The following is a 25,281-nucleotide window of genomic DNA, read 5'->3' on the forward strand; positions in this document are numbered from 1 at the left end:
AACCCAGCACAATGAGAAATGCCGGACGCATCAGGAAGTGGGTTCGTCGCCGTAAAACAGTTTCCCGATGCGGATGATATCCCGTCCCTGTGATTTACGGTGTTTATTGGCATCCCGCAAAGAATAAATGCAGCCGCAGTACTCCTGTTGATAGAAGCGCTCCTGCTTGCTGATTTCGACCATGCGCGCGGAGCCGCCCTGTTTGCGCCAGTTATAGTCCCAGTACACCACGTCAGGGTATTTCTGCGCGGCATTAATGCCGCACTGATTGACCTGCTGCATGTTTTTCCAGCGGGAAATACCGAGCGAGCTGCTGATGGCGCGGAAGCCGTTTTCATGCGCGTATAGCGCCGCGCGTTCGAAACGCATATCGAAACACATGGTGCAGCGTTCGCCGCGCTCCGGTTCCCACTCCATGCCTTTCGCACGGTCAAACCAGTTATCCGCATCGTAGTCGGCGTCGACAAACGGAACGCCGTGCTTTTCGGCGAAGCGGATGTTTTCCTCTTTGCGGATCAGGTACTCCCGCTGAGGATGAATGTTCGGGTTGTAGAAAAAGATCGTGTAATCAATGCCGGAAGCGCTCAATGCCTCCATCACTTCGCCGGAGCAAGGGGCGCAGCAGGAGTGAAGCAGCAGCTTATCCGCCTCATTAGGCAGCTCCAGTTTCGGGCGTTGAAAGGTTTTGACGGGGTGCGCATTGGACATAAAGCAATCCACTAATAATGAGAAGAAATTAACCTTATTGAGATAAATTATTAACTATCGCAATAACAATTACAATCGATCGTCAGCGACGATCTCGGGCGAAAATGAAGATGCCGCCGAGGCGACGTTTAGCCGGGCATGATGTTATCGGGATGCGCCCAGGCATGCCAGCGCAATCTGCCTATCAAAACGGCGAACCACCGCGCAACGGCCTGTCAAACTTTGTCACAAAGCTTTTACCGCTGTCCGGATGCGCAGGGTGAGGGCCAACACTATAATGCCCGGGTCGTCCCAAACCTATTCCGCCAAATCAATTTATAAGCTACTGAATAATGAATAAAAAAATACAGCTTTCACTGTTAAGTCTGGTGCTGATGTCCGCATCGGTCTGGGTCGCCTCGCCTGTGGCGGCCAAAACGGCCGTGGCTTCATCGGCCGCTTCGCATCAGGAGATCGCCTCCGGCAGCGCGATGGTGGTCGATTTACTGAACAATAAGGTGTTGTATTCGAGCCACCCAGACGTCGTCGTGCCGATCGCGTCCGTCAGCAAACTGATGACGGCGCTGGTGGTGCTGGATGCTAATCAGCCGCTCGACGAAATGCTGACGGTGGATATCAGCCACACGAAAGAGATGCAGGGGGTCTATTCCCGCGTACGTCTCGGCAGCGAAGCAAGCCGCCATGACCTGCTGCTGCTGGCCTTGATGTCCTCCGAAAACCGGGCGGCCGCCACGCTGGCCCATCATTACCGCGGCGGTTATCAGGCGTTCATCACCGCAATGAACGCCAAAGCCCGCTCGCTGGGCATGATGCATACCTATTATGTAGAACCGACCGGGCTGTCGACGGAAAACGTGTCTACGGCGCGTGATCTGACCAAGCTGTTGGTGGCCAGCCGACAATATCCGATGCTTAGTCAGCTGAGCACCACGCACGAGAAAATGGTGACCTTTGCCCATCCGGCCTATACGCTGCCGTTCCGTAATACCAACCATCTGGTCTACCGTCCCGACTGGAATATCCAATTGACCAAGACCGGTTTCACGAATGAGGCGGGTCACTGTCTGGTGATGAGGACGGTCATTAATCAACGGCCGGTCGCGCTAGTGGTGTTGGATGCGTACGGCAAATATACCCACTTCGCGGATGCCAACCGGCTGCGCAACTGGTTGGAGAGCGGCAAGATCAGTCCAGTGCCGCCCGCCGCGTTGAGTTATAAGAAACAAAAGGCGATTGCACAAAACTCGTCGCCGCGTCCCTCAACGCCTATCGCGCTGACGTCGGCACAGTAGTCTCGGCCGACCGTGCGGCTGACTCAGTCGGTCGTGCGTTCGTCCCGCTCCAGCTTGCCGTGCTCTGCCCAGGTGGCCTCGTGCTGCGGCTCCCGCCAGGGTTCCAATCGCGCCTGTTCCTGCCACTCTTGCATGGCAGGCAGCGCCAGCAGGGTGGCGTAGTACGCCGCTGCCAGCGGCGTCAACGGCAGGCCATAGGTCTGGATGCGAAAGACCACTGGGGCGTAAAACGCATCGACGGCGCTGAATTGCGCACCGGCCAGGAAAGGCCCTTTGAACCGTGTCAGCCCCTCTTCCCAGAGCTGATTCAGTCGCTCAATGTCGCGTTGCAGCGCTGGCGTCAACTCATGCAGCTTGACGCGGATGCCGCAGTTCATCCCGCACACTTCGCGCAGAGTGGAAAATCCTGAATGCATCTCTGCCGAGGCGCACCGCGCCCATGCCCGAGCGGCGGCGTTTTCTGGCCACACGCCCTCATGCCGTTCCGCCAGATATTCCACGATCGCCAGAGAATCCCAAACGGTAAGCTCGCCATCGACGAGGCAGGGCACTTTGCCTGAAGGGGAAAAGGTCTTAAAGGCGGGCTGACTGATGCCGGGGGAAAAAGGCACCAGCGTTTCCTCAAACGGAATATCCAGCTCTTGCAATAGCACCCACGGCCGTAGCGACCAGGACGAGTAGTTTTTATTGGCGATATACAGCTGATACATGACGGAACCTCACTAGCAGATAGCATTCGGGTATAGGGTGTCACGGGGAAAATCACTATGCCTCACGACCGCAGACAACACAACGCGCCCATCTTCAAGTGTGCGGTATCAGGCGAGTATCACCTGTTGGCAGCTCTCCTGCAGGGCGGAAAAGTCCCGGTTGAACTCAGCCGCGGCATCAGTCACCACTTTATCGATTTGCGACATCGGGGCATAAACCACACGACTGGTGACCCCGATTTTGGTGTGATCGGCCAGAATAATAGAGGTCGTGGCATATTCGATCATCGCGCTGGCGATGGCCGCCTCGGAGTGGGAGAAGCTGCTGGCGCCCGCGGCGCTGGAGATGCCGACGGGCGACATCAGGGCGACGTCGGCCCGGTAGCGACGCAGCTCGTTGGCCGTTTGCGCCCCGTTGGTGGCTTGGATGGCGGGGCCTACGTGGCCGCCCAGTAGAATCACTTCGTGCAGCAGACGATCCTCGGCTTCCTGTGCGGTCAGCTTGAGCGCGACGTTCAGACTGTTGGTGATGATGGTCATCCCCGGCATGGACAGCAGTTCGTCCGCGAGCAGCGTGGTGGTGCTTCCCGCATCGACAAAGATGGTTTGTCCCGGCTGAAGTTGTTGCACTGCGGCGCGGGCTATCGCCTGCTTCTCTTTTTCTCGCACCGTACGGCGTATCGACAACGGCGGCTCCGGCTCGGGCCCTGTGGCGACGATCCCTCCGTGTACGCGTCGCAGCATTCCTCTGGCTTCGAGTTTCAGAATGTCCCGCCGTACCGTTTCGCGCGAAACGCCGAGATGTTGAATAATCTGCTCTGTACTGACACGGTTTAATGTCGACAGTAATGCACGGATACGGTGCAACCGCGTTTCTTCTAACATGAGATTCTTTCCTGAGGGTAATACACCCACTAATGGTATTCACAATCGGCGGGGCGCTTCCGCCATTGCGCCGGATAAGCCCGTTGGAACGTTTATGATGCGCCGATCCGGCGGCCGCACAATACCATTTAGCGCGCATTTTGCACTCCCTTATTGCCGGGCGCCGATGGCCTTTTTCGCGGGCAGTAGGAGGCGTAATAGGGAGATGGTCGAATAGGGTTGTGTGTTTTTGTGCATATTTGTGTGCTTCTTAATGACGAAGATGCGAAGTAACGCCTCCGAGTATCAATCATATAGCCACAGCGAATGCCACCTGTTGAACCTGGCTAAGGGAAAACGCACAAATTGAGCGTAGTTTTCCCGTGCTAAAAACACAAAAAATCGAACGCGGTGGTTGCTGGTTGTTCATTTAAGGGCACCAGAATAGTGCATATTTTTGCGTTTGTGTAATTTATTGCTTTTGGTATACAGTGGCCCCTACCGGATCGTTCAGTGCGGCTCTCCAGCGGGCGGCGTAGACCAGATCCATAGCTCATTTCTCAGGGGGAGTCTTTATGTCGACACGTTCAACCATCATGGATACCAACAGCTTTCGAGCGGAACACGCCGACGCGCTGAGTCAGGATATCCGCCAACTCACCGACAAACGCAGCAAAGTGCTCGGTGATTCCTACCGCCTGTTCTACCGCAATCCGGTGCATCTGGTACGCGGCGAAGGTCAGTATTTGTGGGATGCGAGCGGCAAACAGTATTTGGATGTCTACAACAACGTCGCCAGCATCGGTCATTGTCATCCCGCCGTGATCGACGCGGTGCAACAGCAGATGAGCCAGCTGAATACCCACACCCGCTACTTGCACGAACGCATTCTGGATTACACCGAAGATCTGCTGACGACCTTGCCGCCTGAGATCACCAAAGCCATGTACATGTGTACCGGCTCCGAAGCCAACGATTTGGCGATCCGCGTGGCGCGCGCTTATAGCGGCGGCACCGGCATCATCGTCAGTCAGGAGGCGTACCACGGCACCAGCGATCTGACTTCTGGCGCGTCTCCCGCGCTCGGCAGCGGACAGCCGCTGGCGGCTACTACGCGCCTGGTGCCAGCGCCGGATCGCTACCGGGTGAACGCGCCCGATCTCGGCGTCTGGTTCGCCAACGAAATTCAAAAACAGATCGATGATATGGCCTCGCACGGCATCAAGTTCGCCGGCTTTCTGGCCGACTCCATATTTTCATCGGACGGCGTATTGCCAGCCCCGATCGGTTTCCTGCAACCGGCCATCGACGTGGTGCACGCCAACGGCGGTATTTTCATCGCGGACGAGGTTCAACCGGGATTCGCTCGCACCGGCGACACGTTCTGGGGTTTCGCGCGTCACGGCGTCGTGCCGGATATTGTGACCATGGGGAAACCGATGGGGAACGGCATTCCGGTCTCCGGGCTGTTTGCGAAGGCCGACGTGCTGGCTGCTTTTAGCGATGAGATCCCCTATTTCAACACGTTCGGCGGCAACCCGGTGTCAATGGCCGCCGCGCAGGCGGTGTTGAAAGTGATTCGCGATGAAGGGTTGCAAGAACACAGTAAAACCGTCGGCGCGCTTCTCAAGCGGGAACTGGCGGCATTGGCTCAGCGTCACGGGTGCGTCGGCGACGTGCGCGGTGCGGGGCTGTTTATCGGTTTTGAACTGGTCAGCGACCGGGAGAAGAAAACGGCGGATAAGCCACTGGCGCTGGCGGTGATTGAACACCTGCGGGAAGAGCGGGTACTGACCTCCGTCGCCGGGCCCTACGGCAATGTCCTCAAGCTGCGTCCGCCGCTGGCATTCCAGACGCAAGACATTGACTGGCTGGTGGGGGGGCTGGACAAAGCGCTGACGCGCGCCCGTCGTTGACCGCCCGCGGTTTTTATGCTCAGCCTGTCGCCCGGCTTTGGTCGGGCGACACACTTTCTTACGTTCTCCCCATGCCCCATTTCCCGGTTATTACACGTTGTTTTTTCAGGTAAATCCTCCTATTTATCCTACAATCCGATAAAGTTTCGTATCGAAAACAACTATGATTAAGCGCGGAAAAACCGCATTGTCCACATGGTAGCTAGGTTGGAACATCGCCTCTGATTGTCCGGGAGGAAATGCCGATGACTCCTCTGTCCCCAACTGTATCCTGAGTTCTGGCACGCGTGACTGAAACGGGATTGATTAGGTCCGTAAACATAATGAAATGGCTGACTTCACTGACGATCGCAATAGGCATTGCTTGCCATCCTGCCGCCGCACAGACGACGGCGCTCACGCCCCCCACGACCGCGTTAACCGCCTCTTCGCAGCAGCGTGATGCCTACGTCAACGATCTGCTGAAGAAAATGACGCTGGAAGAGAAGATCGGTCAGCTCCGCTTAATCAGCGTCGGCAAGGATAATCCCAAGGCCGCCATACGCGAGATGATCCGCAATGGACAGGTCGGCGGGATATTTAATACCGTGACTCGCCAGGATATCCGTGCGATGCAGGATCAGGTGATGCAGCTCAGTCGCCTCAAGATCCCGCTCTTTTTCGCCTATGACGTTGTGCATGGCCAGCGCACGATCTTCCCGATCGCATTGGGGCTGGCCTCGACATGGGACGAGGCTGCTATTGCCGCGTCGGCGCGCGTTGCCGCCTATGAGGCAACCGAGGACGGCCTGAATATGACCTGGGCGCCGATGGTGGATATCACCCGCGATCCGCGCTGGGGACGCGTCTCCGAAGGATTCGGCGAAGATACCTGGCTCACGGCCGACATCGCGCGGATCATGGTCAACGGGTTTCAGGGCGATGATCTCACGTCGCGCCATTCGCTGATGACCAGCGTCAAACATTTCGCGCTGTACGGCGCGGTGGAGGGCGGACGGGATTACAACACCGTCGACATGAGTCCGCAGCGCATGTTTCAGGACTACATGCCGCCCTACAAAGCGGCGATTGATGCCGGCAGCGGCGGCGTGATGGTCTCGCTGAACAGCATTAACGGCGTACCGGCGACGGCCAACCGCTGGCTGCTGAAAGATTTACTGCGCGACCAGTGGCACTTTACGGGCATCGCCGTCAGCGATCATGGCGCGATTAAGGAGCTGATCAAACATGGGGTGGCGGCTGACCCGCGCGACGCTTCGCGCATTGCGTTGCAGTCCGGTATTGGCATGAGCATGAGCGATGAGTATTTCATCCGCTATCTGCCCGAGCTGGTGAAATCGGGGGCGGTCAGCCAACGGGATATCGATGACGCCTGCCGGCAGGTTCTGAACGTCAAATACGATATGGGGTTGTTCCAGGATCCGTACCGTCATCTGGGCGCGGCGGAGTCTGACCCGCCGGACACCAATGCGGAAAGCCGTCTGCATCGGCAGGAAGCGCGTGACGTCGCACGGAAAAGTCTGGTGTTGCTGAAAAACCGGCTCAATACGCTACCGCTGGCGAAGGGGGGCACCATTGCGGTCATCGGGCCGCTGGCCGACAGCAAACGCGACATCATGGGCAGTTGGTCCGCCGCAGGCGTCGCCGCACAGTCGGTCACGGTGTATCAGGGGATGCGCAACGTCGTGGGCGACAAGGCGCGCTTGCTGTATGCCAAAGGCGCGAATGTGACGGACCATGCAGGGATTGTTCAGTATCTTAACCAGTATGAAGCGGCGGTGAAAACGGATCCGCGCACTCCGCAGGTCATGCTGGATGAGGCGGTGCGGACGGCGGAACAGGCCGATGTCGTCGTCGCCGTGGTGGGGGAAGCGCAAGGGATGGCGCATGAAGCCTCCAGCCGCGCCAATATCACGCTGCCGGACAGTCAAAAGACGCTGATCGACGCGTTGAAAAAGACCGGCAAACCGCTGGTGCTGGTGCTGATGAACGGGCGGCCATTGTCGCTGGTGCGCGAGGACCAGCAGGCGGATGCGCTGCTGGAAACCTGGTTCAGCGGCACCGAGGGAGGCAACGCCATCGCCGATGTGCTGTTCGGCGACTACAACCCGTCGGGCAAGCTGCCGATGTCGTTTCCGCGGTCGGTGGGGCAGATCCCGATTTACTACAATCACCTCCCGACGGGGCGTCCTTATACTCCGGAAAATCCCGGCAAGTACACGTCGCACTATTATGATGAGGCCAACGGGCCGCTCTATCCCTTCGGCTATGGGCTGAGCTATACCACGTTCGATGTGTCCGACGTGCGGCTATCTCGTCCGGTGATGCCGCGCAACGGCACCTTGACGGCTTCCGTCAGCGTGAAAAATACCGGTAAGCGCGCGGGGGAGACGGTCGTACAGCTCTATCTGCATGATGTCGTCGCTTCGATAAGCCGTCCGGTGAAAGAGTTGCGGGGCTATCGCAAGGTGATGTTGCAGCCGGGAGAGACACAGACCGTCAGCTTTACGGTGACGCCGCAGGATCTGATGTTTTACAACATGCAACTGCGACAGGTCGTCGAGCCAGGCGATTTCGATGTGATGATAGGTCTGGATTCGCAGCGGGTGAAAAGCCAACGCTTTACGCTGCTGTAACCTTGAGCGCGGCCGCCGGGAATCGCGGCCATCAAAACCGTTGCCCTGAATGCCTCTCTGGATTCAGGGCAACGTCGTGATGGAAGGAGGGGGGTGAGAAATGCCCTTCGGCTGACCGTCAGGCGCCGGAAGTCAGGACGATATAACCGACCAGCATTACCCCGCCAATTCCCCCCAGCGCGAACAGCCCAAATACGCCGATTGCGCACAGCTTGCTTAACTTCATCCGCTTATCCTTTTATGGGTCCTCTGCGATTATAGATTTTAACCCTGGGGATACAAGCTGAAGGCGTGTGGGGTCATCACTCGACATCCATACCGCGACGAGTTTGGCGAGTGTGTTGGTTTACCTAAGCAGCAGGGAAGCGCCCGCTCCGAACAGGTCAACGCCCGCGGCGCGCTCCAGCCAATGTATCGACCCTATGAGACGGCGTTGCAACGACGGGCGCGCAATCGGCGTAACGATAGATACATCCCATACCAGTACCACCAGCACCCTCTATGTTCCGCAGATCCCCTGCTGTAGCCCGGTCGTCAGGGTGGCAAACAGGCATTGCAGATCGCGTTTCAGGTGCTCCAGCATCGATGCGTGAAGGTCGTGGGTAATCTTCATCACGTGTTGAAATAGCGGTAAGTGACAATGTCACTATTGGGTGGGTTTTGTGGGCTGGCGTTGCGCTCGCATTCATACCATGCGGCATCGAGGTACAGCATGTGATAGCTGCGCGACTGCTCCGGCGGCGGATTACAGCTATGCGGCAGGCACGGCGGAATGACGACAATGTCGCCCGCGTTAAGCCAATAATCCTGTTCTCTTACGTGGCATTGTGCGCTGCCGGGTGCCAGACAGCCTACGGACAGCCGTGCATGGCTATGCCTTTTTACGGCCGGCTCCGCCAGGTGGAACGACATGAAACGGGAATTGGGGAGAAAACCAATAGCGTTGTTGCAGGTTTCGGATCAGGGACTTGGCGGTCGGCTGGAAGAATAAATCGGCCTATCACCTCATCCGTGTCGGCGTTTTTGTCGCGCCGCGTCGCGGCATTACAGGCTGACGCAGGGGGGAGGTCTGTGGGACAATACGGGTCGAATGAAATCAGATGTTGAGCAGGCATGACCCTTTCCCCCGCAATCAAACAGCAGATAGGCCAGTGGTACAAGGCCTTGCAGGAACAGATCCCCGACTTCGTTTCGCGCCCGCCGCAGCGGCAGATGATCGCGGAGGTCGCGCGTACGCTGGCAGGTGATTACCCACGTCATTTGGCGATAGAGGCGCCGACCGGCGTAGGTAAAACGTTGTCGTATCTGATCCCAGGTATTGCGGTGGGGAGAGCGGAGACGAAGACGCTGGTGGTCAGCACCGCCAATGTGGCGTTGCAGGACCAGATTTTCAGCAAAGACCTGCCGTTGCTGCGCAAATTTATCCCCGATCTGACCTTTACCGCCGCTTTCGGCCGGGGCCGCTACGTCTGCCCGCGCAACCTGTCTGTGCTGGCGACCGATGCTGAAGCGCAGGGCGATTTGCTGCTGTTTCTGGACGAAAAACAGGCGCCGTCAAGCCGTGAAGAGCAGGAGACCTGCGCGCAGCTGGAAAAAGATCTGCACACCGGGAAGTGGGACGGCCTGCGCGACCACCACCAGAAAACGCTCAGCGATGGGCTGTGGCGTCGGCTCAGCACCGACAAGGCCAACTGCCTGGGACGCAACTGCCACTATTATCGCGATTGTCCTTTCTTTCTGGCCCGGCGCGAGATTGAAGACGCGGATGTCGTGGTCACCAATCATGCGCTGGTGATGGCGGCCATGGAGAGCGATTCGGTCCTGCCGAGCGCCAAAAACCTGCTGCTGGTGCTGGATGAGGGCCACCATATTCCGGACGTCGCCCGCGATGCGCTGGAGATGTCGGGCGAGGTAACGATAGGCGCGGTGCAGCATCAGCTGGATCAGTTCATCCAGCAGATGGGCGTATGTCTGGCGCAGTTCTCCCCTAAATCGCCGCCTCGACTCAGCCAGCCGGACCGGTTGGCTGAGCATTGCGCCGAAGTTCGGGAGCTGATTCAGTCGTTTGAGCGTATGAGCACGCTGTTTTTACCGGCCGCGTCGCCTGCGGCGGACTACCGCTTTCCGATGGGCAAATTGCCCGATGAGATGCGCGAGCTGTGTTCCCGGCTGTTCAAGCTGACCGACAGTCTGCGAGGACTGACGGAATATATGCTCAACGATTTGGCGGAAAAAACCGGTAAGCATGATGTGGTGCGGCTTCATCAGACGATGCTGCGCATGAGTCGGCTGCTGGGCTACTTCGAGTCACAGAGCAAGCTATGGCGGCTCGCCGCGCTGGAGCAGGCCTCGCAGGCGCCGGTTTCCAAGTGGTTGGTGCGGGAAGTGCGCGACGGCCAGCTGCATCTTTACCTGCATTGCGCGGGGATCCGTGTTTCAGATCAGCTTGACCGTCTGCTGTGGCGCAACTTGTCCCATGTGGTGATTACCTCCGCCACGCTACGTTCGCTGAACAGTTTTTCGCGGCTAAAGGAGTTAACGGGGCTGGGCGAGGAGGACGGCGATACCTTTATCTCGCTGGACTCGCCCTTTAATCATCGCGATCAGGGCAAGCTGGTGATCCCTAAAATGCGCTATGAACCGTTGATGGCGCAGGAAGAAAACCACATTGCCGAAATGGCGCGCTTCTTCCGCGCCGAGCTGAAGCGAGACGCGCACAAAGGGATGCTGATGCTGTTCGCCAGTCAGCGCGCGATGCAGCAGTTTCTGACCCAGGTCGCCGACCTGCGGCTGATGCTGTTGGTGCAAGGCGACAAGCCGCGTTATCGGCTGGTGGAGCTTCACCGCCAACGGGTCGAAGAAGGGCAAACCAGCGTACTGATCGGGCTGCAGTCTTTCTCTGAAGGGCTGGACCTGAAAGGCGAACTGCTCTCGCAGGTGCATATTCACAAAATTGCGTTCCCGCCGATCGACAGCCCGGTGATCCTGACCGAGGGCGAATGGCTGAAAAGTCTGAAGCGGCATCCGTTTGTGGTACAGAGCCTGCCGAGCGCGTCATTTAGCCTGATCCAGCAGGTGGGGCGACTGATTCGTAGCCATACCTGTTTCGGCGAAATCATCATCTACGACCGCCGCCTATTGACCAAAGGCTATGGCGCTCAGCTGCTGGCCGCGCTGCCAGTCTTCCCCATCGAACAGCGGGATATGCCCGCCTCCTGATTTTCCCTGCCAGCGCCGCTCGGACAGCCGCCGCGCATTCGCTCTGCTGCGAGCGGCAAACGCTGCTCAATGGGGTAAAACATGCTATTTTCACTGCAAACGATTCGTGTTAACGCTTGGAAACGTCATGGATTACACCAAAATCATTAAAGAGGTCGGGCGAGGGAAAAATCATGCCCGCGATTTGGATCAAGAGACGGCGCGCACGCTCTATGAGGCGATGCTGAACAATGCCGTCCCGGAGCTGGAACTGGGCGGATTGCTGATCGCCTTTCGTATCAAAGGCGAGGCGGAAGCGGAAATGCGCGGTTTCTATCAGGCGATGGCGGCTCAGACTTTATCGCTGACGCCGCCGGCCGAACGTCCGCTGCCAATGGTGATCCCCACCTATAACGGCGCGCGTAGACAGGCCAATTTGACTCCGCTGCTGGCGCTGTTGCTGCATAAGCTGGGGCTGCCGGTCGTGGTTCAGGGGGTAAGAGCCGATCCGACGCGCGTGACCACTTGCGCCATCCTGCAAGAACTGGGCGTGGCGCCGGCGGAGTCTCGGGATGCCGCTCAGCGGCAGTTGGATCGTGGCGAATTGGTGTTCCTGCCTATCGACGTGCTCTGCCCGCCGATGGCGCGACAACTGAATATGCGCTGGCGGATGGGCGTACGCAACAGCGCGCATACGCTGGCGAAAGTCGCCACGCCGTTCGGGCCCTCGGCCGCACTGCGGCTGGCCAGCGTGTCGCATCCAGAATATATCGCGCGGCTCGGCACGTTTTTCGAAGATATCGACGGACGTGCGCTGCTGATGCCGGGGACGGAGGGCGAAGTCTATGCCAATCCCCGGCGCTTCCCTGAAACCTATTTCATTCATCGCCAGCAGCAACAGCTGCTGCAAGCCCGTCAGGATATGATTATCGAACGGTCGGCACTGCCCGCATCCTCCGATGCCGTCGCGACGGCGCAGTGGACATCCGCCTGTCTGACGGGCGAGCAATCGGTGCCGCAGGCGATCATCATGCAGCTGGCCTGTTGCCTGATCGGCTGCGGCGAAGCCGATTCACTGGCGCAGGGCGTTGACGAAGTCGTACGGCGGCTGGCGGCGTGACCGTCGGTCGTGAAGGGCTCCGTGCTTTGCGCCCGTGACGCCGCGGCGCCCTATGCTGGAAAGAATCATTCCAAAGAGAACGGCCGTTTAATCACAGAGGTGGGATCAGGGCGGCGCGGTAGCGGGAAGCGGCTGCCGCGCCTGAACCAGTAAAGACGTTAAGGAGCAGCCATGCAGAAAATAGTGGAGTATTTCAACGCGCTGAATAGCGACTACCTCGCCGTCCATCAGGCGAAAGAAGACCTGTTTTGGCAGCTGTATATGGGCATTGGCGACGATGAGGTGGCAGCGCGATTTTCCGCCGCAGAGAGCGCCTATAAGCGATTTATCGCCCAACCGCAGAAACTGGCGGAACTGCGTGAACAGATCTCGGCGCTGGAGGCGCTACCAAAATCAGCGCAGCAGCAGGCGCTGCTTCACGGACTGCAAGGGTGGTATCACTTTTTTGACTGCAACGTGATTGAGGATCCGGAAGCCCAGACGCTGATGGAGGCGTTGATTGCGGCGGAAAGCGATCTGTATGCGCGTCGTCAGACCTATCAACCGACTCACTTGAACGCCGACGGCGAACGTGTCTCCGCCTCGCTGGGCGAGTTGCTGACCAATCAGGCGACGAACGATAACGAAAGTTATCGTCGCAGCTCGCAGGAGGCGCTGCGCGATCTGGAACAGTGGCTGCTGAACAATGGGTTCCCTGAGCTGGTCCAGCTGCGCAACCGCTTTGCCCGGCAAATGGGCTATCGCAACTATTTCGACTACAAGGTGAACAAAACCGAGCGTATGACGCCGGAGCAGCTGTTCGCTATTCTCGACCGATTCGAAGCCGAGACGCGTGAAGCCAATCAGCACAGTCTGGAACAACTGGCGGCGGAAAAGGGCGTGGCAGCGCTGTCGCCGTGGAACATTCGCTACGCCAGCGCAGGCGACGTGACACGTCAGTTGGATCCCTATTTTCCCTTCGCCGCCTCGCTGGCGCGCTGGATCGACAGCTTCAAACGACTGCATATCGGTTTCAACGGTGCGGAGTTGAACCTCGATCTGCTGGTGCGAAAAGGCAAGTATGAGAACGGTTTTATGCACCAGCCGGTGCCGCCGTTTGTGAATCAGGGGCAGTGGATCCCGGCGCGCATCAACTTCACCAGCCTGGCGAAACCGGATCAGGTCGGCAGCGGGGCGCACGGTATCAACACGCTGTTTCATGAGGGCGGGCACGCCGCGCACTTCGCCAATATTCGCCAGAATGCGCCCTGTTTTGCGCAGGAGTATCCGCCGACGTCCATGGCGTATGCGGAAACTCAGTCCATGTTCTGTGACAGCTTGCTGCAAGATGCGGATTGGCTGAAACGTTATGCCCACAGCCGCAGCGGCGAGACGATCCCCGACGCGCTGATTCAGGAAGACATCCGTACGCGCCAACCAATGCGCGCCTTCAATGAGCGCCACATTCTGCTGGTGCCTTACTTCGAATGGCAGCTGTATCAGTGGGAAGATGCGCAGCTGACGCCGGAAGCCATTACCCGACTGGCGAGGGAAACGGAACAACGCATTATCGGCATTGAGGGCAGTCCGCGTCCGACGATGGCCATTCCACATCTGCTGTCGATGGAGTCGGCGTGCTCATATCAGGGCTATTTGCTGGCGCTGATGGCCGTCGAGCAGACTCGAGCCTTTTTCCTGCGTCGCGACGGCTACCTTACGGATAACCCGGCTATCGGTCCGGATCTGGCTCGCCATTACTGGCAGCCGGGCAACAGCGTCAGCCACGATGAGACACTGCGCAGCCTGACAGGTGAGGGATTCAATCCTGACTATCTGGCTCAGGCGTGCAACATGACGGTGGACCAGGCATGGCAGGAGGCGCAGGACATGATGACATCAGCAGCGGCCCGTCCGCAGCCAGCGGCGGATTTCGATTTGCAGGCGCAGATCCGCGTCGTCGACGGCGAGCGGGTGTTGGCCGATAATCGCCAGGGCGATGCGGCGATGTGTCAGGCATTTGCCGCTGAAATTGAACGCGAGTACCCGGTCGTGAAATAACGCTCATACCCGCGTTGCTATTGCTTTCCTCCCCGGCGTTATCTCCGCCGTGTCGGCCAGTCTTCCATCCTCTCAGACTGGCCTTTTTCTGTGACTTTATCTAATCCGCGCCACGCGATGACGAATGATGACATCACGCTGGAGATGCCAAAACGTCGGCATTGTCACGGGACGTTCACAATGTCGATCTAGGCTGTTTGCCATGTGAAATTTCTGCGTCGTTTTCCCCTATGTAGGGAAAGACGGGCCGAGCTTCTATCTGAAATACAAGGAAATACCATGCGCTATTCTTGTCTCTTCTTCGCCGTTGGCTGTGCGTTAACGCTCTCCCAGGCTACCGCCGCCTTACCTGAACCTGCGTTGCACGTGACCAAGGCTCAGGTTCAATCCACCACCGCGGCCAGCGCCAGCCCGGTATACGTCGCGCTTGAAAAGCGGGTTCAGACGCATTTGCAGCACATGTTGCGCGGCAACGCGCAGGCGCTGACCCGCATGCAGCTGGATAGTGCGCAACAGCAGTCACCGCAGGCTGATATGGCGTGGCTGAAAGCCGCAGACTATGACTTCCAAAAGAATGCCCGGGAGCAGGACAGCATCACAGTGCTGTCGGCGTTCAACCAGCTGACGCCGACGTTGCTGCGTCAAAATCGCGCTACGGTAGAGCGAATCAATCAGGATGCATCAGACGCCCTGCGGCAAAAGGCGCTGATCGATGCGGAAAACATCCGCTATTTTTACGCTCTGGCGGAAGCGCTGGGACCAAGGTTAGGCAACGCCTTCATCGACGTTTACCAGCGTGGTGAGATGGGCAAGGCCGCGGCGTTGATCAAGGCAAGCGCCGTCAGCACGTCCCCGGCGAAACAGTTCTACCACTATCCACGACCTTTCAAACAGCCGGGAAACGCGCTCCATCTGGTACCGGATACGGCGGTCGTCAATGATTCCGTACCTTACACCGCCTCGGGCGATGCGTTCCCGAGCGGCCACACCAACAGTGGCTACAACGATGCGTTGCTGCTGGCGGAAATGGTGCCTGAACGGTTCGTCCCGCTGATTGATCGTGCGGCAACCTACGGCTACTCCCGCGTTGTGCTGGGCGTGCATTATCCGCTGGATGTGATAGGAGGCCGTATGACGGCCGAACATCAGATTGCTACGCTGATGAACGATCCGAAGTACAAGATGTTGTTCACTGAGGCCAAAGCTCAAATGCGTACCGCGCTGGAGCAAGCCTGTGGCATGAGCCTGGCGAAGTGCGCGGAGCCGCAGGGTAAAGACGATCCTTATACACAACCCGGTATGCGTCAGTTTTATCGCTTTACGATGAGCTATGGGTTGCCTGCCACCAAAGTGGCCGCACGTCCGGTCGACGTGCCAAAAGGCGCTGAAGTGCTATTGGAAGGACCGTTGCCGGAGCTGAGCGCGGCGCAGCGCCGCGCGCTGATGGTTAAAACGGCGGAGGCGGATGGCTATCCGCTGTCGGGCAGCAGCGAGGGTAACTTCTGGCAGCGCGTGAACCTGCACGATGCCGTGCTAGCCAGCAAACAGCGATAAAATATGGGTGCCTGCGGTGCACAGACGTAGGGGATCAGTGAGAAAAAGGCAGAACGTATCCGCAAGGATACGTTCTGTTTTTGACCATTACGCCACGTGTTGCAGGAACTCGCGCAGGCGTTCGCTGGGAGGATGACTGATCAACGTGTCCGGATCGCCGTCTTCCGCGATGCGGCCTTTATCGATGAAGATCAGGCGCGATGCGACTTTCTGAGCGAAACCGACTTCGTGGGTGACAATGACCATTGTCATACCTTCTTCAGCCAGATCTTTCATTACGGTTAACACTTCGTGACGCAGTTCCGGGTCAAGCGCCGAGGTGGGCTCATCGAACAGCATCATCTTCGGTTTCACCGCCAGCGCACGTGCAATCGCCACGCGCTGCTGCTGACCGCCGGAGAGTTCGGAAGGGTAATGATGCGCCCGTTCGGACAGCCCCACTTTCTTCAGTAGCGCCATCGCCTGTTTTTCCGCCTCTTCCTTACTCGCACCCCGGACGCGAATAGGACCGAAAGCCACGTTTTCCAGCGCGGTCATCTGTGGGAACAGGTAGAACTGCTGAAAGACCATGCCAGCTTCCTGACGGATGAGGCGTTCGTCCACTTTGGGGTCGTTCACTTTCAGCCCGTCGACCACCAGCTCGCCGCTGGTAATCTCTTCGAGTTTGTTGATACAGCGCAGTAGGGTGGACTTTCCTGAGCCAGACGGGCCGATAATCACCACGACTTCGCCCTGATTGATTTTCAGATCGATGTCGTGAAGGACCTGTGTTTTTCCGAAGTGTTTAGAAACGTTTTTGAATTCAATCATATAATTTTAAGTCTTCTTTCCAGACGGCGCAGAAGGAAGCTCAGCACCAGCGTAATAACCAGATAAATCACGGCGACCGCACTCCAGATTTCCAGTGCGCGGAAGTTCCCGGCGATGATCTCCTGCCCCTGACGGGTCAGTTCAGCAACGCCGATGACGATAAACAGCGACGTATCCTTGATGCTGATAATCCATTGGTTACCCAGCGGCGGCAGCATCCGGCGCAACGCCAGCGGCGCAACGACATAGCGCAAGGTGTCGCGACGAGACAGACCCAGCGCCATACCGGCTTCCGAAAAGCCTTTATTGATCGACAAGACTGAACCGCGGGTAATCTCCGCGATATACGCGCCAGAGTTGATCATGATGGTGACGACGGCGGCGGCGAAGGGGTCGATGCGCACCGAAGTCAGGAGCATCGGCAATGCGAAGTAGATGAACATCACCTGTACGACAATTGGCGTGCCGCGAATGATTTCGATAAACACCAGCGCGATGCGGCTGGATATCCAGTTGCCGTAAACGCGTACGAAACCCGCGAATACGCCAATAATGACGCCACCCAGCAGACCTAGTACTGAAATCAACAGGGTCATTTTGGCCCCTTCCATCAGAAGGGGCAGGGAAGGCCATATGGCACTCCAATCAAACTGCATGCAATTTCTCCACAAACTAACGGCGATTATTTAGGTTCAGTACCGAACCACTTCTGATAGATGGCGGCATAGGTGCCGTTTTCTCGCAGGGTTTTCAGCGCACCGTTTACTCGTTCGCGTAACTCGCTGTTTTTCGGGAAAGCAATGCCGTACTGCTGGGCTTTGATGGAGTCGCCCACAGCTTTGAACTGACCGTGGCCGGCGGTTTTGATGAAGTAGAGAATGTTGGGCGTGTCGTGCAGCACCGCGTCGGCGCGATTCGTGGCCAACTCCATATAGGCATTGTCGATGTTCGGGAATTGACGCAGGCTTTGGGTTTTGAGATTGGCTTTCGCGTAGTCCACGGAGCCGGTGCCGCTCTTCACAGCGACAACTTTATCTGTCAAATCCTGCTCGCCTTTGATTTCTTGATTATCCGCTTTCACCATCACCAGCAAGCCGCTGTTGTAGTAGCCGTCAGAGAAATCGATCGCCCGTTTGCGTGCGTCGGTGATGGTGATCCCAGCAAGCGCGACGTCGATATTGCGGGTCTGCAGCGCCGGAATAACACCGCTAAAATCCATTGGCTTCAGGGTATAGTTCACATTCAACTGTTTGGCGATGGCGTCCCACAGGTCAATATCGAATCCAACGTATTTGTCGCCTTGCTTGAATTCGAAAGGCACAAACGCGGTATCAGTTGCTACGATCAGTGGCTTATCAGCCGAATGACCACTGAAGCTACAGGCCAGCACAAGTGCGGCTACCGAAGCTTTGAGAAATGACTTCATTGGTTGTTTCCTATAAATACAGTTGTATTTCACTGTTTTTGAGGAGTGATGCTGTCGCTGCGAGCGGGATTCACACAGCGTCTACAGCGGGGTTTGGCGCGGTACCGCCTGTGTTTTGGTCACAGACGTTTTGTGTGCACACTGCACCGATATGATTAACTTAATTGACTTGGAGTGACAACTGTTGATTTGCCTGCAGGCTAAATATTCGGGGTTTGAGGTTCTTTTTTGTGCATCCTGACGAGAAATCCTTCAGGAAGCGAAAGGTCTGCGGGAAGGGAAAAAGAGTGCGGTAGAAATAAATAGACCGCCCACGGGGCGGTCTGCAACAGCATCATTAATCCTTAGGGATTATTCGATGTTGGATTCGATGAACCACAGGAATTTGTCCAGGTCACGCGAAGCGCCGGTCAGAATGTCGGCTGTATCTTCGTCTTCGGTCTGAACAATACCTTTACGGGTTTCATTAGCGACGATACCGTAACGTTCCGCCAGCGCTTTCAGATGGTCCTGGACGTTATGAATATCGGTCGGGTAGCTCTTCAGCGACGTATTTGCGTTAATCGCCTGCGTGGTGCCCAGTGCGACGCCGCCCAGCTGTACGACACGTTCTGCGATGGTATCCAGATGGTCGACAATAGTGGTACGGAAAGTATCCAGCATTTCGTGAACACCGATGAAGTTCGCGCCACGCATGTTCCAGTGAGCCTGTTTTGTGATCAGGGACAGGTCGGTAAAATCAACAACCAGCTGGTTAAGCAGTTTGATGGTGGAAACTTTAATTTCGTCATCCTGGTCGTTGAGCGTGTAACGTAGTTCTGAAGAGGTGGGTTTTACCAGTTTAGCTGTACGCATAAGTGTCGTCCTCTTAATTCATTAATCATTAGATTTGATGTTCAACGAGGGTAATTATAGCAGCTCCATCGAAAGTGGTTGTATAAATTTGCCTATCGAACAGATAGACACTAACGTTAAAGTTTAATGACATCAAAATGTTATCGAAAATTACTCGCATTATCATCAGCAGCGCGTCTAGCTAAATAGCCTGTTTTTTATCAGCAATTTTCTTTGTTGTCCCACCACCCGCGTTTATGTAACGACTCGGGGTGAATCTAGGGAATATCATTCCCAAAGTGCTGTTTGTCAGCCGAAAGTCCCCTTCAAAAAAACCACTTAGGTCGCGACAGTATGCTTAGCGCAGCAGATGTATGAGTCAAAAATAGAGATAGCATCTTAACAGGTGAAAAATCGCGCCTTCAATCCGACAGCAGTTTAGGTCGATAACTTGAATCAATTCGTCCTGGCGGATTAACTTTGTTTAGATATCGTACGCAATGTCACAGCAGGTTTTGACTGAATGACGAAGGAAAAGGGCCATGTTAATGATAATAAAATGCGCCTGCCGATGTTTTTGACAGCATGACTTGATACTGCATGAAACATATTTGGCATCTGGCAAATTAAATCAACATTATTTACGCCCGGTAGCATAAATTTAAAAACTCGCCAGTTTTAGACCTTATTTTTCTGATAATTATTTTCGCTGGCTATTCTTTTCGATCGAGAAAGTCACTTTCGGTAAGAAACTGTATAAAGGATGAGCGCAAATAATTAAAAAAAAGGAATAAAATCATTGATGGTTAAATTATTTGCTAATCATTTACCATTGCTGACTTTTATTTACGTATCATTTGTGTATGAAAATCTTGCTTTGTGTGGTAGGTATGAATCGGAATTTTCTGTATTTTTAATTCTGTACTCTTTACATTTTTATGGCAGGGTTTCCTTTGTTAACCCAATGAAATTTAAGGGGTTGGCTTGTTTAAGAAAATCCTTGTTACATGTTTAACCCAATTGAAAAGTATTTGAGGCTCAGCAACAACGCGGATTTGTTGTTATATTTATAGCGCTTTAATATTCTTTCATAAGAGTGATTCGAGGCTGTATATGAAAAAAATTGCGTGTCTTTCAGCTTTGGCTTGTGTTTTAGCCGTAAGTGCCGGTTCTGCGATGGCTGGCGAGAGTACTGTATCTGCAGGTTATGCCCAGGGTGATGCTCAAGGCGTTATGAACAAGCTGCCGGGTTTCAACCTGAAGTATCGTTATGAATTCGACAACTCCCCCGTGGGCGTAATCGGTTCATTCACCTACTTGCAGGACAGCAACACCGTTAATAATGTTTACCAGAAAGGGACTTATTACGGCTTCAGCGTAGGTCCTGCTTTCCGCTTCAATGACTGGGCAAGCATCTATGGTGTTGTCGGTATGAGCAGCGCCAAGTACACCCACAATGCTGATAACGGTACTGCTAACGCTAAGAACGATGATGTTGGCGTTGTATACGGTGCCGGTCTTCAGTTCAACCCAATGCAGAACGTTGCACTGGATTTAGGTTACGAACAGAGCCGTATCCGCAGTGTTGATGTTGGCAGCTGGAACGTTGGTGTAGGCTACCGTTTCTAATCGCATCAAACATTAACCTCTCTCGGAGGTTAACTTTGTCTGTAAAGCCCGCTCTTCGGAGCGGGTTTTTTTGCGCTTCAGTCTCTTGGTACTGTTCGCTGTTTTCCGCTCGTTAAAGGTATAGACCCCATCATCACTGCTTCGTTCCATTTATCTTGGCTTGTTTTCCCCGATTCCATTTCCTAGCTTGTGAGGAGAGACATCTCACGTGCCGGACACGTATTGTGCCGTCTGACTGATGCCTATATCGGTACTACACCTTGTACTGTGACCTGTTTCTTTCGGGAGAGTTTCATGTCTACACCTCAATCAGTGACTCCGCAAATTGCGCAACAACTACTTAAGATGGGTGCGGTGCTGGTGGACATCCGGCTGGTCGACGAGTATGCGCGTGAACATGTTCCCCACTCGGTGTCCTGTCCAATGGCATCACTGAATGTCGACAGGCTGCGAGAAGTCCTCTCCGGCGCGAATAGCGTGATTTTTTTGTGTCTTTCAGGGATACGTTCTTCACAACATTGCGCACAACTGGCTGAGGCGGCTGGAACGGCTCAGACCTATCTGCTGTCCGGCGGATTACAGGCGTGGAAACGGGCAGGTTTACCCGTGGTGAAAGGTAAGAGACCTTCAATCGATATCATGCGACAGGTTCAGATCGTCGCGGGAGGTACGGTGTTGGCGGGGGTGGTTTTGGGCCAGGCGATGCATCCGGCATTTTACTGGTTGGCGGGGCTCGTTGGGGCTGGACTACTGTTTGCGGGGATTAGCGGCTTTTGCGGTTTGGCGCGTGTTCTCATGCGCATGCCGTGGAATCGTAGACGTTAGACCGGGTCTGGGCATGCGGCTTGATAAAGGGATAAATTCAGCCGTCATGCCATCGTTTTTGTGTATTTCACGAGGAGTTGTATTCGAGGTAACGTGTTGGAATGCACAAAAAAAGAGAAAAAAAATGGCGCTTCTTCTAAAAGCGGTACTTGGCGCACTGGTTGTTGTGCTGATTGGACTGTTAGCAAAAACACGTAATTATTATATCGCCGGACTTGTGCCGCTTTTCCCGACCTTCGCCCTGATTGCTCACTATATTGTCGGCACCGAACGAGGGTTGGAGGCGCTGCGCTCGACCATCCTGTTTGGCATTTGGTCTGTTATTCCTTACCTGATTTACCTTATTTCGCTTTACTATTTCACGGATACGATGAAATTGGCGCAGGCGCTAGCGGCCGCCGTAATCTGCTGGTGTCTTTCCGCTGCGGTGTTAATCAAGATCTGGAGCTGGTATCACGGATTGTAGCCGTCAACAGGGGGTTCAAGGGGATAGGAGGTGCCTACCACTCCCAGGGAAACCATTCAGAGGTCATCAAATACATGATAGCCTCCGCTAAGACGACGATAGTCAGTAAAAGAATCAATTTTTTTCTCCACAGCCAGTCGCTTAATGACACGATTGTCCTCCTCTCGTTCTCATCATGATGCACGTAAAAACCGCCCCAAGTTATGTATAGCGTATCAGAGGATGTTCTTTTCTGAAGGGGAGGTTGTACGCTACTTCGCCTTTTGGTTGGCTTGTCGTTTTTTGTTTTGAGAAATAAAAGGGGGGATTGTGTAAATTACAGTAATTCCAAAAAAGATTATTTCGCGAACGAAATACGTGCTGCTGACAATCTATTGAAAATAACCCTTGCTTAACTTTTTGGTACGTGCGTTAATGCACTCATCGGTTTGGCATACAGACCTTATGTAAAGCATTTTAGTAAAGCAGTTCTCAGTTCAAGCGTTATCCGATCTAGATACCTCTTTTCCGTGAGTCTCCTCCTAAGCGCCTATAAATAAATTCTGCTAACAGACCATGTTTGTCGCTTTAACGCGACCTCGAAAATAAAGGAAATATCTATGTCTGATAAAATGACTGGTTTAGTAAAATGGTTCAACGCTGATAAAGGCTTTGGTTTCATCACTCCTAGCAATGGTAGCAAAGATGTGTTCGTTCACTTCTCTGCCATCCAGGGTGACAGCTTCAAAACCTTGAATGAAGGCCAGAAAGTTGAATTCTCCGTTGAAAACGGCGCAAAAGGTCCTTCAGCTGTCAACGTTGTCGCTGAATAATCTTTTTTGAAAGTTGATGTTGGTTACGATAGCGAAGAAGGGAATACCTGGAGCAGTTAATCAGCATCATCCGAAATAATGAGTAGCGTATAAATATTAATAAAAATATTCCCAGCGTTATTCATTAATTTCATAAAAAACGCCCCAGATCTTAATCGATGTGGGGCGTTTTTTTATACTTAATTCGGCAAAAACGGTTTATCAATTCTCGAATCAAATAGCGTCAATTTATCCCCACGCGATTGCCGCCCAGCGGAACAATAGCAAAACAATAATAATCAGTATCAGTGTAAGAACCATCTTCCAGTGTTTCTTGGCGAATAATCGGGACACGTATCCTCCTAAGTTTTCGATGCCGAAGAAGGGTCTTAATTCATGCGCTTTTGATAGACCTCCACCTCATGTTAGTCATCATTTCATACATCGAGAGGCCAAAAGGGGAAATCACCCGCGCGTGTTCACAGGCTCTGGCGGCGAATGTGTCAGGGTTGATGCAAAAAAGCTGAAGATTGAAGGTTGTTATCTCGCCGCTTTTTATATGGAGGCTGGCTTTGTGTCATGCACTATAGTGATTTGATCACCAAACTGGCGCTATGCAATCAGGATAATCTTACTTCCTCCCTTATGATCAATGCCGACCAGGGTTCCATTCCGGAAATCGCTACGCCGTTGCGGCATCCTGCGGACGATGTCACCGGTATTACCACACGAATTGCGGTCATTAATTCCTGATGAATTGGCGCACAGGCGTCAAGTGTGGCATTGGCCTTCGTTGTCGTTAAGTCCGCCGGTTAACTTCAATACGTGCCGGTAAGATTGATGGCAGAGGCGAGGGATTCAATACACAGCCTATTTGGTCAAAATGCGGGTATGGCATACGGGATAGAGTCAAGAATAAGGACTCCTGCCCCTAAGAACACTGCGTTTTTGCTGAGAGGGGACGCTAACAATGAATGAAAAGCGCATAGATGCTTTTCATTCATTGGCACTGGTTACCACATCAAATCATCGGGCACTTTGAAATCGGCGTACGGATCTTCTTCGTCCTGCTCTTCCTGACTGAGTGCGCTGTTTAATACAATGCTGTTCGCATCGCGCTGCGCGATCTTATCTGCGACGCTTGCGGGGATAATGGCATAGTCGCTCTCGCCATTGTTATCTTTCACTAAACGGGCGATGGCAAGACGACCGCTGATCAACTGAGTTTGCGTCAGCTTATCCACCACGATCTTTTTGATGAGATTGCCATCTGTGAAGTTGAAGCCGATATCGCCTTTTGAAATAGTGATTCTGTTCATTTCAATCAGCTGTTTTACTTGAGCTTTATACTCTTTGGATAATGCGGCCTGTTTCTGCTGTTCGCTTAACTGCTTATCCCGCTCAAGTTGCGCTTTTTTATTTTCTTCCACCGCTGCTCTGGCCTCACGAGCTTGAACTCGTGATTTTTTAGCCGTTCTTTGGACTTTGGCCATTTTTTTGCTGGTCACTAATCCCGCTTTCAGCATCTGTTCTTGTAAGGTGAGTTTGGTCATCTTCTTTTCTGAATTCGTTGAATAATGTTGAGATTATACCTGTAAATTTTGGGGCTGTATCAGGTTGAAGACCTTACATTGCTCTGTGGCGTGGGTTTCGAAGAAATTATTAAAGGGCGGGCGTCATGAGTTATCCGTCGTAGAAGGGGGGCGTAGGAGCAATACATAGCGCTGAAAAGGCGCGCCTGCCCTGGTTTCGAAAGTCAGGCTAGAGGGATAATACTGGCAGGTGTGAACCATTCGTGAGGCTGCGATACGATGTGACAAGTGACTGATAAAGCGGATAAGTGAGCGGACTCGTCTGTCGATAAGGGGACTCGCCATGCCGAAACTCAGCTTAGGGATTACGCGGGATTTCAGCATGGTGCAGTCCAAATGACTTTAGACCTTAAGCAATTTCACCGTGGCGTCTATATCTATCTCATCTTCCGTGAAGATTAACGTTGAACCCTGGAAGGTGGTGATCGCGAGTTTTCTCAGCGAACGCATTTCACCCGGTTTAGCTTCTGATTTGGGCCTGATACATCCCATCAGCGCACCGACAGACAACACCGTATTTTCTTTATCGATGCGGGTATCGGCCGGGACTTCTTCACGGTAAACCAGGAACGACTTGATGGACGTAAGCTTCACCCGCTCGCCGGCGATATAGATATATTTGCTTTCCGGTATGACTTTTACCGCGTAGGCAGATAAACCTTTGTTGTTGGTGGTAGGTTCGAAAGTCACTGCCATGTCTTTTTTGATGAGATCAGGGTTGGCGACTTTGATGACATGAAAATAACGGTTGTCCCCGTTCTCATCTTGGATAAATCCAAAGCCTTTATCTTTGAACCAGGTTGTGATCGTTCCATTCATCGCCATTACCGCCTATTTGCTCGTTAATCTACGCTATTTTTGCAGCGCGCAGTG

Annotated in this window: 25 protein-coding genes; 12 read left to right on the plus strand and 13 right to left on the minus strand. The window is 54.3% G+C overall.

Annotated features, from left to right (window positions below):
• Positions 1–30 precede the first annotated feature (30 nt).
• Positions 31–708: an epoxyqueuosine reductase QueH gene (locus AU511_RS04280; protein ID WP_026740554.1), complete on the minus strand. Its 678-nt coding sequence runs from the start codon at positions 706–708 to the stop codon at positions 31–33.
• Between the two features lie 332 nt (positions 709–1,040).
• On the opposite strand from AU511_RS04280, the gene pbpG reads away from it, so the two are divergent.
• The gene (gene pbpG, locus AU511_RS04285; RefSeq protein ID WP_094100182.1) at positions 1,041–2,000 is read left to right on the plus strand and encodes a D-alanyl-D-alanine endopeptidase; all 960 of its coding nucleotides are present in this window, start codon (positions 1,041–1,043) and stop codon (positions 1,998–2,000) included.
• 23 nt (positions 2,001–2,023) lie between these two features.
• On the opposite strand, the gene AU511_RS04290 is transcribed toward pbpG, so the two are convergent.
• Complete coding sequence (locus tag AU511_RS04290; RefSeq protein ID WP_094108879.1) at positions 2,024–2,710, minus strand: glutathione S-transferase family protein; 687 nt, start codon at positions 2,708–2,710, stop codon at positions 2,024–2,026.
• Positions 2,711–2,818: 108 nt separating this feature from the next.
• The gene (locus AU511_RS04295) at positions 2,819–3,595 is read right to left on the minus strand and encodes a DeoR/GlpR family DNA-binding transcription regulator (protein WP_094108880.1); all 777 of its coding nucleotides are present in this window, start codon (positions 3,593–3,595) and stop codon (positions 2,819–2,821) included.
• A 554-nt stretch (positions 3,596–4,149) separates the two neighbouring features.
• Here AU511_RS04295 and AU511_RS04300 point away from each other — a divergent pair.
• Together AU511_RS04300 and bglX are read left to right on the plus strand one after the other, a co-directional pair.
• Entirely contained in the window at positions 4,150–5,490 is a 1,341-nt protein-coding gene (locus AU511_RS04300; RefSeq protein ID WP_094108881.1) for an aspartate aminotransferase family protein, read from the plus strand.
• Between the two features lie 323 nt (positions 5,491–5,813).
• Positions 5,814–8,126: a beta-glucosidase BglX gene (gene bglX / locus AU511_RS04305; protein WP_094108882.1), complete on the plus strand. Its 2,313-nt coding sequence runs from the start codon at positions 5,814–5,816 to the stop codon at positions 8,124–8,126.
• 118 nt (positions 8,127–8,244) lie between these two features.
• Here bglX and AU511_RS17630 read toward each other — a convergent pair whose 3' ends face one another.
• The 3 genes from AU511_RS17630 to AU511_RS04310 all read right to left on the minus strand — a co-directional run bounded on the left by AU511_RS17630 (position 8,245) and on the right by AU511_RS04310 (position 9,038).
• Positions 8,245–8,352 carry a hypothetical protein gene (locus tag AU511_RS17630; protein ID WP_240503763.1) on the minus strand — a complete coding sequence of 36 codons (108 nt, stop codon included), beginning with the start codon at positions 8,350–8,352 and terminating at the stop codon, positions 8,245–8,247.
• 120 nt (positions 8,353–8,472) lie between these two features.
• On the minus strand, positions 8,473–8,616 hold the full coding sequence (locus AU511_RS17385; RefSeq protein ID WP_167371997.1) for a hypothetical protein: 144 nt from the start codon (positions 8,614–8,616) through the stop codon (positions 8,473–8,475).
• Positions 8,617–8,738: 122 nt separating this feature from the next.
• On the minus strand, positions 8,739–9,038 hold the full coding sequence (locus AU511_RS04310; protein ID WP_094108883.1) for an AraC family ligand binding domain-containing protein: 300 nt from the start codon (positions 9,036–9,038) through the stop codon (positions 8,739–8,741).
• A gap of 201 nt (positions 9,039–9,239) precedes the next feature.
• Between AU511_RS04310 and dinG the strand changes: the two genes are divergently transcribed.
• The 4 genes from dinG to AU511_RS04330 all read left to right on the plus strand — a co-directional run bounded on the left by dinG (position 9,240) and on the right by AU511_RS04330 (position 16,035).
• Positions 9,240–11,345, plus strand: coding sequence for an ATP-dependent DNA helicase DinG (gene dinG, locus AU511_RS04315; RefSeq protein WP_094108884.1), 2,106 nt, complete (start codon positions 9,240–9,242; stop codon positions 11,343–11,345).
• A gap of 127 nt (positions 11,346–11,472) precedes the next feature.
• Positions 11,473–12,444 (plus strand): DNA-binding protein YbiB, encoded by a 972-nt coding sequence (gene ybiB, locus AU511_RS04320; protein ID WP_094108885.1) that lies wholly within the window; start codon positions 11,473–11,475, stop codon positions 12,442–12,444.
• 171 nt (positions 12,445–12,615) lie between these two features.
• On the plus strand, positions 12,616–14,481 hold the full coding sequence (locus tag AU511_RS04325) for a M3 family metallopeptidase (RefSeq protein ID WP_094108886.1): 1,866 nt from the start codon (positions 12,616–12,618) through the stop codon (positions 14,479–14,481).
• Positions 14,482–14,760: 279 nt separating this feature from the next.
• Complete coding sequence (locus AU511_RS04330; RefSeq protein ID WP_094108887.1) at positions 14,761–16,035, plus strand: acid phosphatase; 1,275 nt, start codon at positions 14,761–14,763, stop codon at positions 16,033–16,035.
• 87 nt (positions 16,036–16,122) lie between these two features.
• Here AU511_RS04330 and glnQ read toward each other — a convergent pair whose 3' ends face one another.
• The 4 genes from glnQ to dps all read right to left on the minus strand — a co-directional run bounded on the left by glnQ (position 16,123) and on the right by dps (position 19,126).
• The gene (gene glnQ / locus AU511_RS04335; protein WP_094108888.1) at positions 16,123–16,845 is read right to left on the minus strand and encodes a glutamine ABC transporter ATP-binding protein GlnQ; all 723 of its coding nucleotides are present in this window, start codon (positions 16,843–16,845) and stop codon (positions 16,123–16,125) included.
• On the minus strand, positions 16,842–17,501 hold the full coding sequence (gene glnP / locus AU511_RS04340; RefSeq protein WP_094100191.1) for a glutamine ABC transporter permease GlnP: 660 nt from the start codon (positions 17,499–17,501) through the stop codon (positions 16,842–16,844). The genes glnQ and glnP overlap by 4 nt, the downstream gene beginning before the upstream one ends.
• Positions 17,502–17,527: 26 nt before the next feature.
• On the minus strand, positions 17,528–18,271 hold the full coding sequence (glnH, locus tag AU511_RS04345) for a glutamine ABC transporter substrate-binding protein GlnH (RefSeq protein WP_094108889.1): 744 nt from the start codon (positions 18,269–18,271) through the stop codon (positions 17,528–17,530).
• A gap of 351 nt (positions 18,272–18,622) precedes the next feature.
• Entirely contained in the window at positions 18,623–19,126 is a 504-nt protein-coding gene (dps, locus tag AU511_RS04350) for a DNA starvation/stationary phase protection protein Dps (RefSeq protein ID WP_094100193.1), read from the minus strand.
• A gap of 1,092 nt (positions 19,127–20,218) precedes the next feature.
• Here dps and ompX point away from each other — a divergent pair.
• The 4 genes from ompX to cspE all read left to right on the plus strand — a co-directional run bounded on the left by ompX (position 20,219) and on the right by cspE (position 22,837).
• Entirely contained in the window at positions 20,219–20,734 is a 516-nt protein-coding gene (gene ompX, locus AU511_RS04355; protein WP_094100194.1) for an outer membrane protein OmpX, read from the plus strand.
• 294 nt (positions 20,735–21,028) lie between these two features.
• Positions 21,029–21,559 carry a rhodanese family protein gene (locus AU511_RS04360; RefSeq protein ID WP_094108890.1) on the plus strand — a complete coding sequence of 177 codons (531 nt, stop codon included), beginning with the start codon at positions 21,029–21,031 and terminating at the stop codon, positions 21,557–21,559.
• A 124-nt stretch (positions 21,560–21,683) separates the two neighbouring features.
• Positions 21,684–22,025 (plus strand): GlpM family protein, encoded by a 342-nt coding sequence (locus tag AU511_RS04365; RefSeq protein WP_094108891.1) that lies wholly within the window; start codon positions 21,684–21,686, stop codon positions 22,023–22,025.
• A gap of 599 nt (positions 22,026–22,624) precedes the next feature.
• Positions 22,625–22,837, plus strand: coding sequence for a transcription antiterminator/RNA stability regulator CspE (gene cspE / locus AU511_RS04370; protein WP_026740534.1), 213 nt, complete (start codon positions 22,625–22,627; stop codon positions 22,835–22,837).
• Positions 22,838–23,065: 228 nt separating this feature from the next.
• Here the strand turns inward: cspE and yniD are convergent, their stop codons facing one another.
• Positions 23,066–23,170, minus strand: coding sequence for a small membrane protein YniD (gene yniD / locus AU511_RS17635; RefSeq protein ID WP_240503764.1), 105 nt, complete (start codon positions 23,168–23,170; stop codon positions 23,066–23,068).
• 225 nt (positions 23,171–23,395) lie between these two features.
• Here yniD and AU511_RS17390 point away from each other — a divergent pair, with 225 nt between their 5' ends.
• Positions 23,396–23,569: a hypothetical protein gene (locus AU511_RS17390; RefSeq protein ID WP_167371995.1), complete on the plus strand. Its 174-nt coding sequence runs from the start codon at positions 23,396–23,398 to the stop codon at positions 23,567–23,569.
• 260 nt (positions 23,570–23,829) lie between these two features.
• Here AU511_RS17390 and AU511_RS04375 read toward each other — a convergent pair whose 3' ends face one another.
• Together AU511_RS04375 and AU511_RS04380 are read right to left on the minus strand one after the other, a co-directional pair.
• Positions 23,830–24,369: a DUF2058 domain-containing protein gene (locus AU511_RS04375; protein ID WP_094100197.1), complete on the minus strand. Its 540-nt coding sequence runs from the start codon at positions 24,367–24,369 to the stop codon at positions 23,830–23,832.
• Positions 24,370–24,750: 381 nt separating this feature from the next.
• The gene (locus AU511_RS04380) at positions 24,751–25,233 is read right to left on the minus strand and encodes a cold-shock protein (protein WP_094108892.1); all 483 of its coding nucleotides are present in this window, start codon (positions 25,231–25,233) and stop codon (positions 24,751–24,753) included.
• Positions 25,234–25,281: the final 48 nt, after the last annotated feature.

It is taken from the genome of Lonsdalea iberica (assembly GCF_002111585.1).
Lineage (GTDB): Bacteria > Pseudomonadota > Gammaproteobacteria > Enterobacterales > Enterobacteriaceae > Lonsdalea > Lonsdalea iberica.

Coding starts and splice junctions, on each gene's coding strand:
- pbpG (WP_094100182.1), top strand. CDS start 1,041: ATGAATAAAAAAATACAGCTTTCACTGTTAAGTCTGGTGCTGATGTCC.
- AU511_RS04295 (WP_094108880.1), bottom strand. CDS start 3,595: ATGTTAGAAGAAACGCGGTTGCACCGTATCCGTGCATTACTGTCGACA.
- ybiB (WP_094108885.1), top strand. CDS start 11,473: ATGGATTACACCAAAATCATTAAAGAGGTCGGGCGAGGGAAAAATCAT.
- dps (WP_094100193.1), bottom strand. CDS start 19,126: ATGCGTACAGCTAAACTGGTAAAACCCACCTCTTCAGAACTACGTTAC.
- AU511_RS04380 (WP_094108892.1), bottom strand. CDS start 25,233: ATGGCGATGAATGGAACGATCACAACCTGGTTCAAAGATAAAGGCTTT.
- dinG (WP_094108884.1), top strand. CDS start 9,240: ATGACCCTTTCCCCCGCAATCAAACAGCAGATAGGCCAGTGGTACAAG.
- AU511_RS17390 (WP_167371995.1), top strand. CDS start 23,396: ATGCACTATAGTGATTTGATCACCAAACTGGCGCTATGCAATCAGGAT.
- ompX (WP_094100194.1), top strand. CDS start 20,219: ATGAAAAAAATTGCGTGTCTTTCAGCTTTGGCTTGTGTTTTAGCCGTA.
- glnH (WP_094108889.1), bottom strand. CDS start 18,271: ATGAAGTCATTTCTCAAAGCTTCGGTAGCCGCACTTGTGCTGGCCTGT.
- bglX (WP_094108882.1), top strand. CDS start 5,814: ATGAAATGGCTGACTTCACTGACGATCGCAATAGGCATTGCTTGCCAT.
- AU511_RS04330 (WP_094108887.1), top strand. CDS start 14,761: ATGCGCTATTCTTGTCTCTTCTTCGCCGTTGGCTGTGCGTTAACGCTC.
- AU511_RS04325 (WP_094108886.1), top strand. CDS start 12,616: ATGCAGAAAATAGTGGAGTATTTCAACGCGCTGAATAGCGACTACCTC.
- AU511_RS04280 (WP_026740554.1), bottom strand. CDS start 708: ATGTCCAATGCGCACCCCGTCAAAACCTTTCAACGCCCGAAACTGGAG.
- AU511_RS04360 (WP_094108890.1), top strand. CDS start 21,029: ATGTCTACACCTCAATCAGTGACTCCGCAAATTGCGCAACAACTACTT.
- AU511_RS04290 (WP_094108879.1), bottom strand. CDS start 2,710: ATGTATCAGCTGTATATCGCCAATAAAAACTACTCGTCCTGGTCGCTA.
- AU511_RS04300 (WP_094108881.1), top strand. CDS start 4,150: ATGTCGACACGTTCAACCATCATGGATACCAACAGCTTTCGAGCGGAA.
- AU511_RS17630 (WP_240503763.1), bottom strand. CDS start 8,352: ATGAAGTTAAGCAAGCTGTGCGCAATCGGCGTATTTGGGCTGTTCGCG.
- glnQ (WP_094108888.1), bottom strand. CDS start 16,845: ATGATTGAATTCAAAAACGTTTCTAAACACTTCGGAAAAACACAGGTC.
- AU511_RS04375 (WP_094100197.1), bottom strand. CDS start 24,369: ATGACCAAACTCACCTTACAAGAACAGATGCTGAAAGCGGGATTAGTG.
- AU511_RS04365 (WP_094108891.1), top strand. CDS start 21,684: ATGGCGCTTCTTCTAAAAGCGGTACTTGGCGCACTGGTTGTTGTGCTG.
- glnP (WP_094100191.1), bottom strand. CDS start 17,501: ATGCAGTTTGATTGGAGTGCCATATGGCCTTCCCTGCCCCTTCTGATG.
- AU511_RS04310 (WP_094108883.1), bottom strand. CDS start 9,038: ATGTCGTTCCACCTGGCGGAGCCGGCCGTAAAAAGGCATAGCCATGCA.
- cspE (WP_026740534.1), top strand. CDS start 22,625: ATGTCTGATAAAATGACTGGTTTAGTAAAATGGTTCAACGCTGATAAA.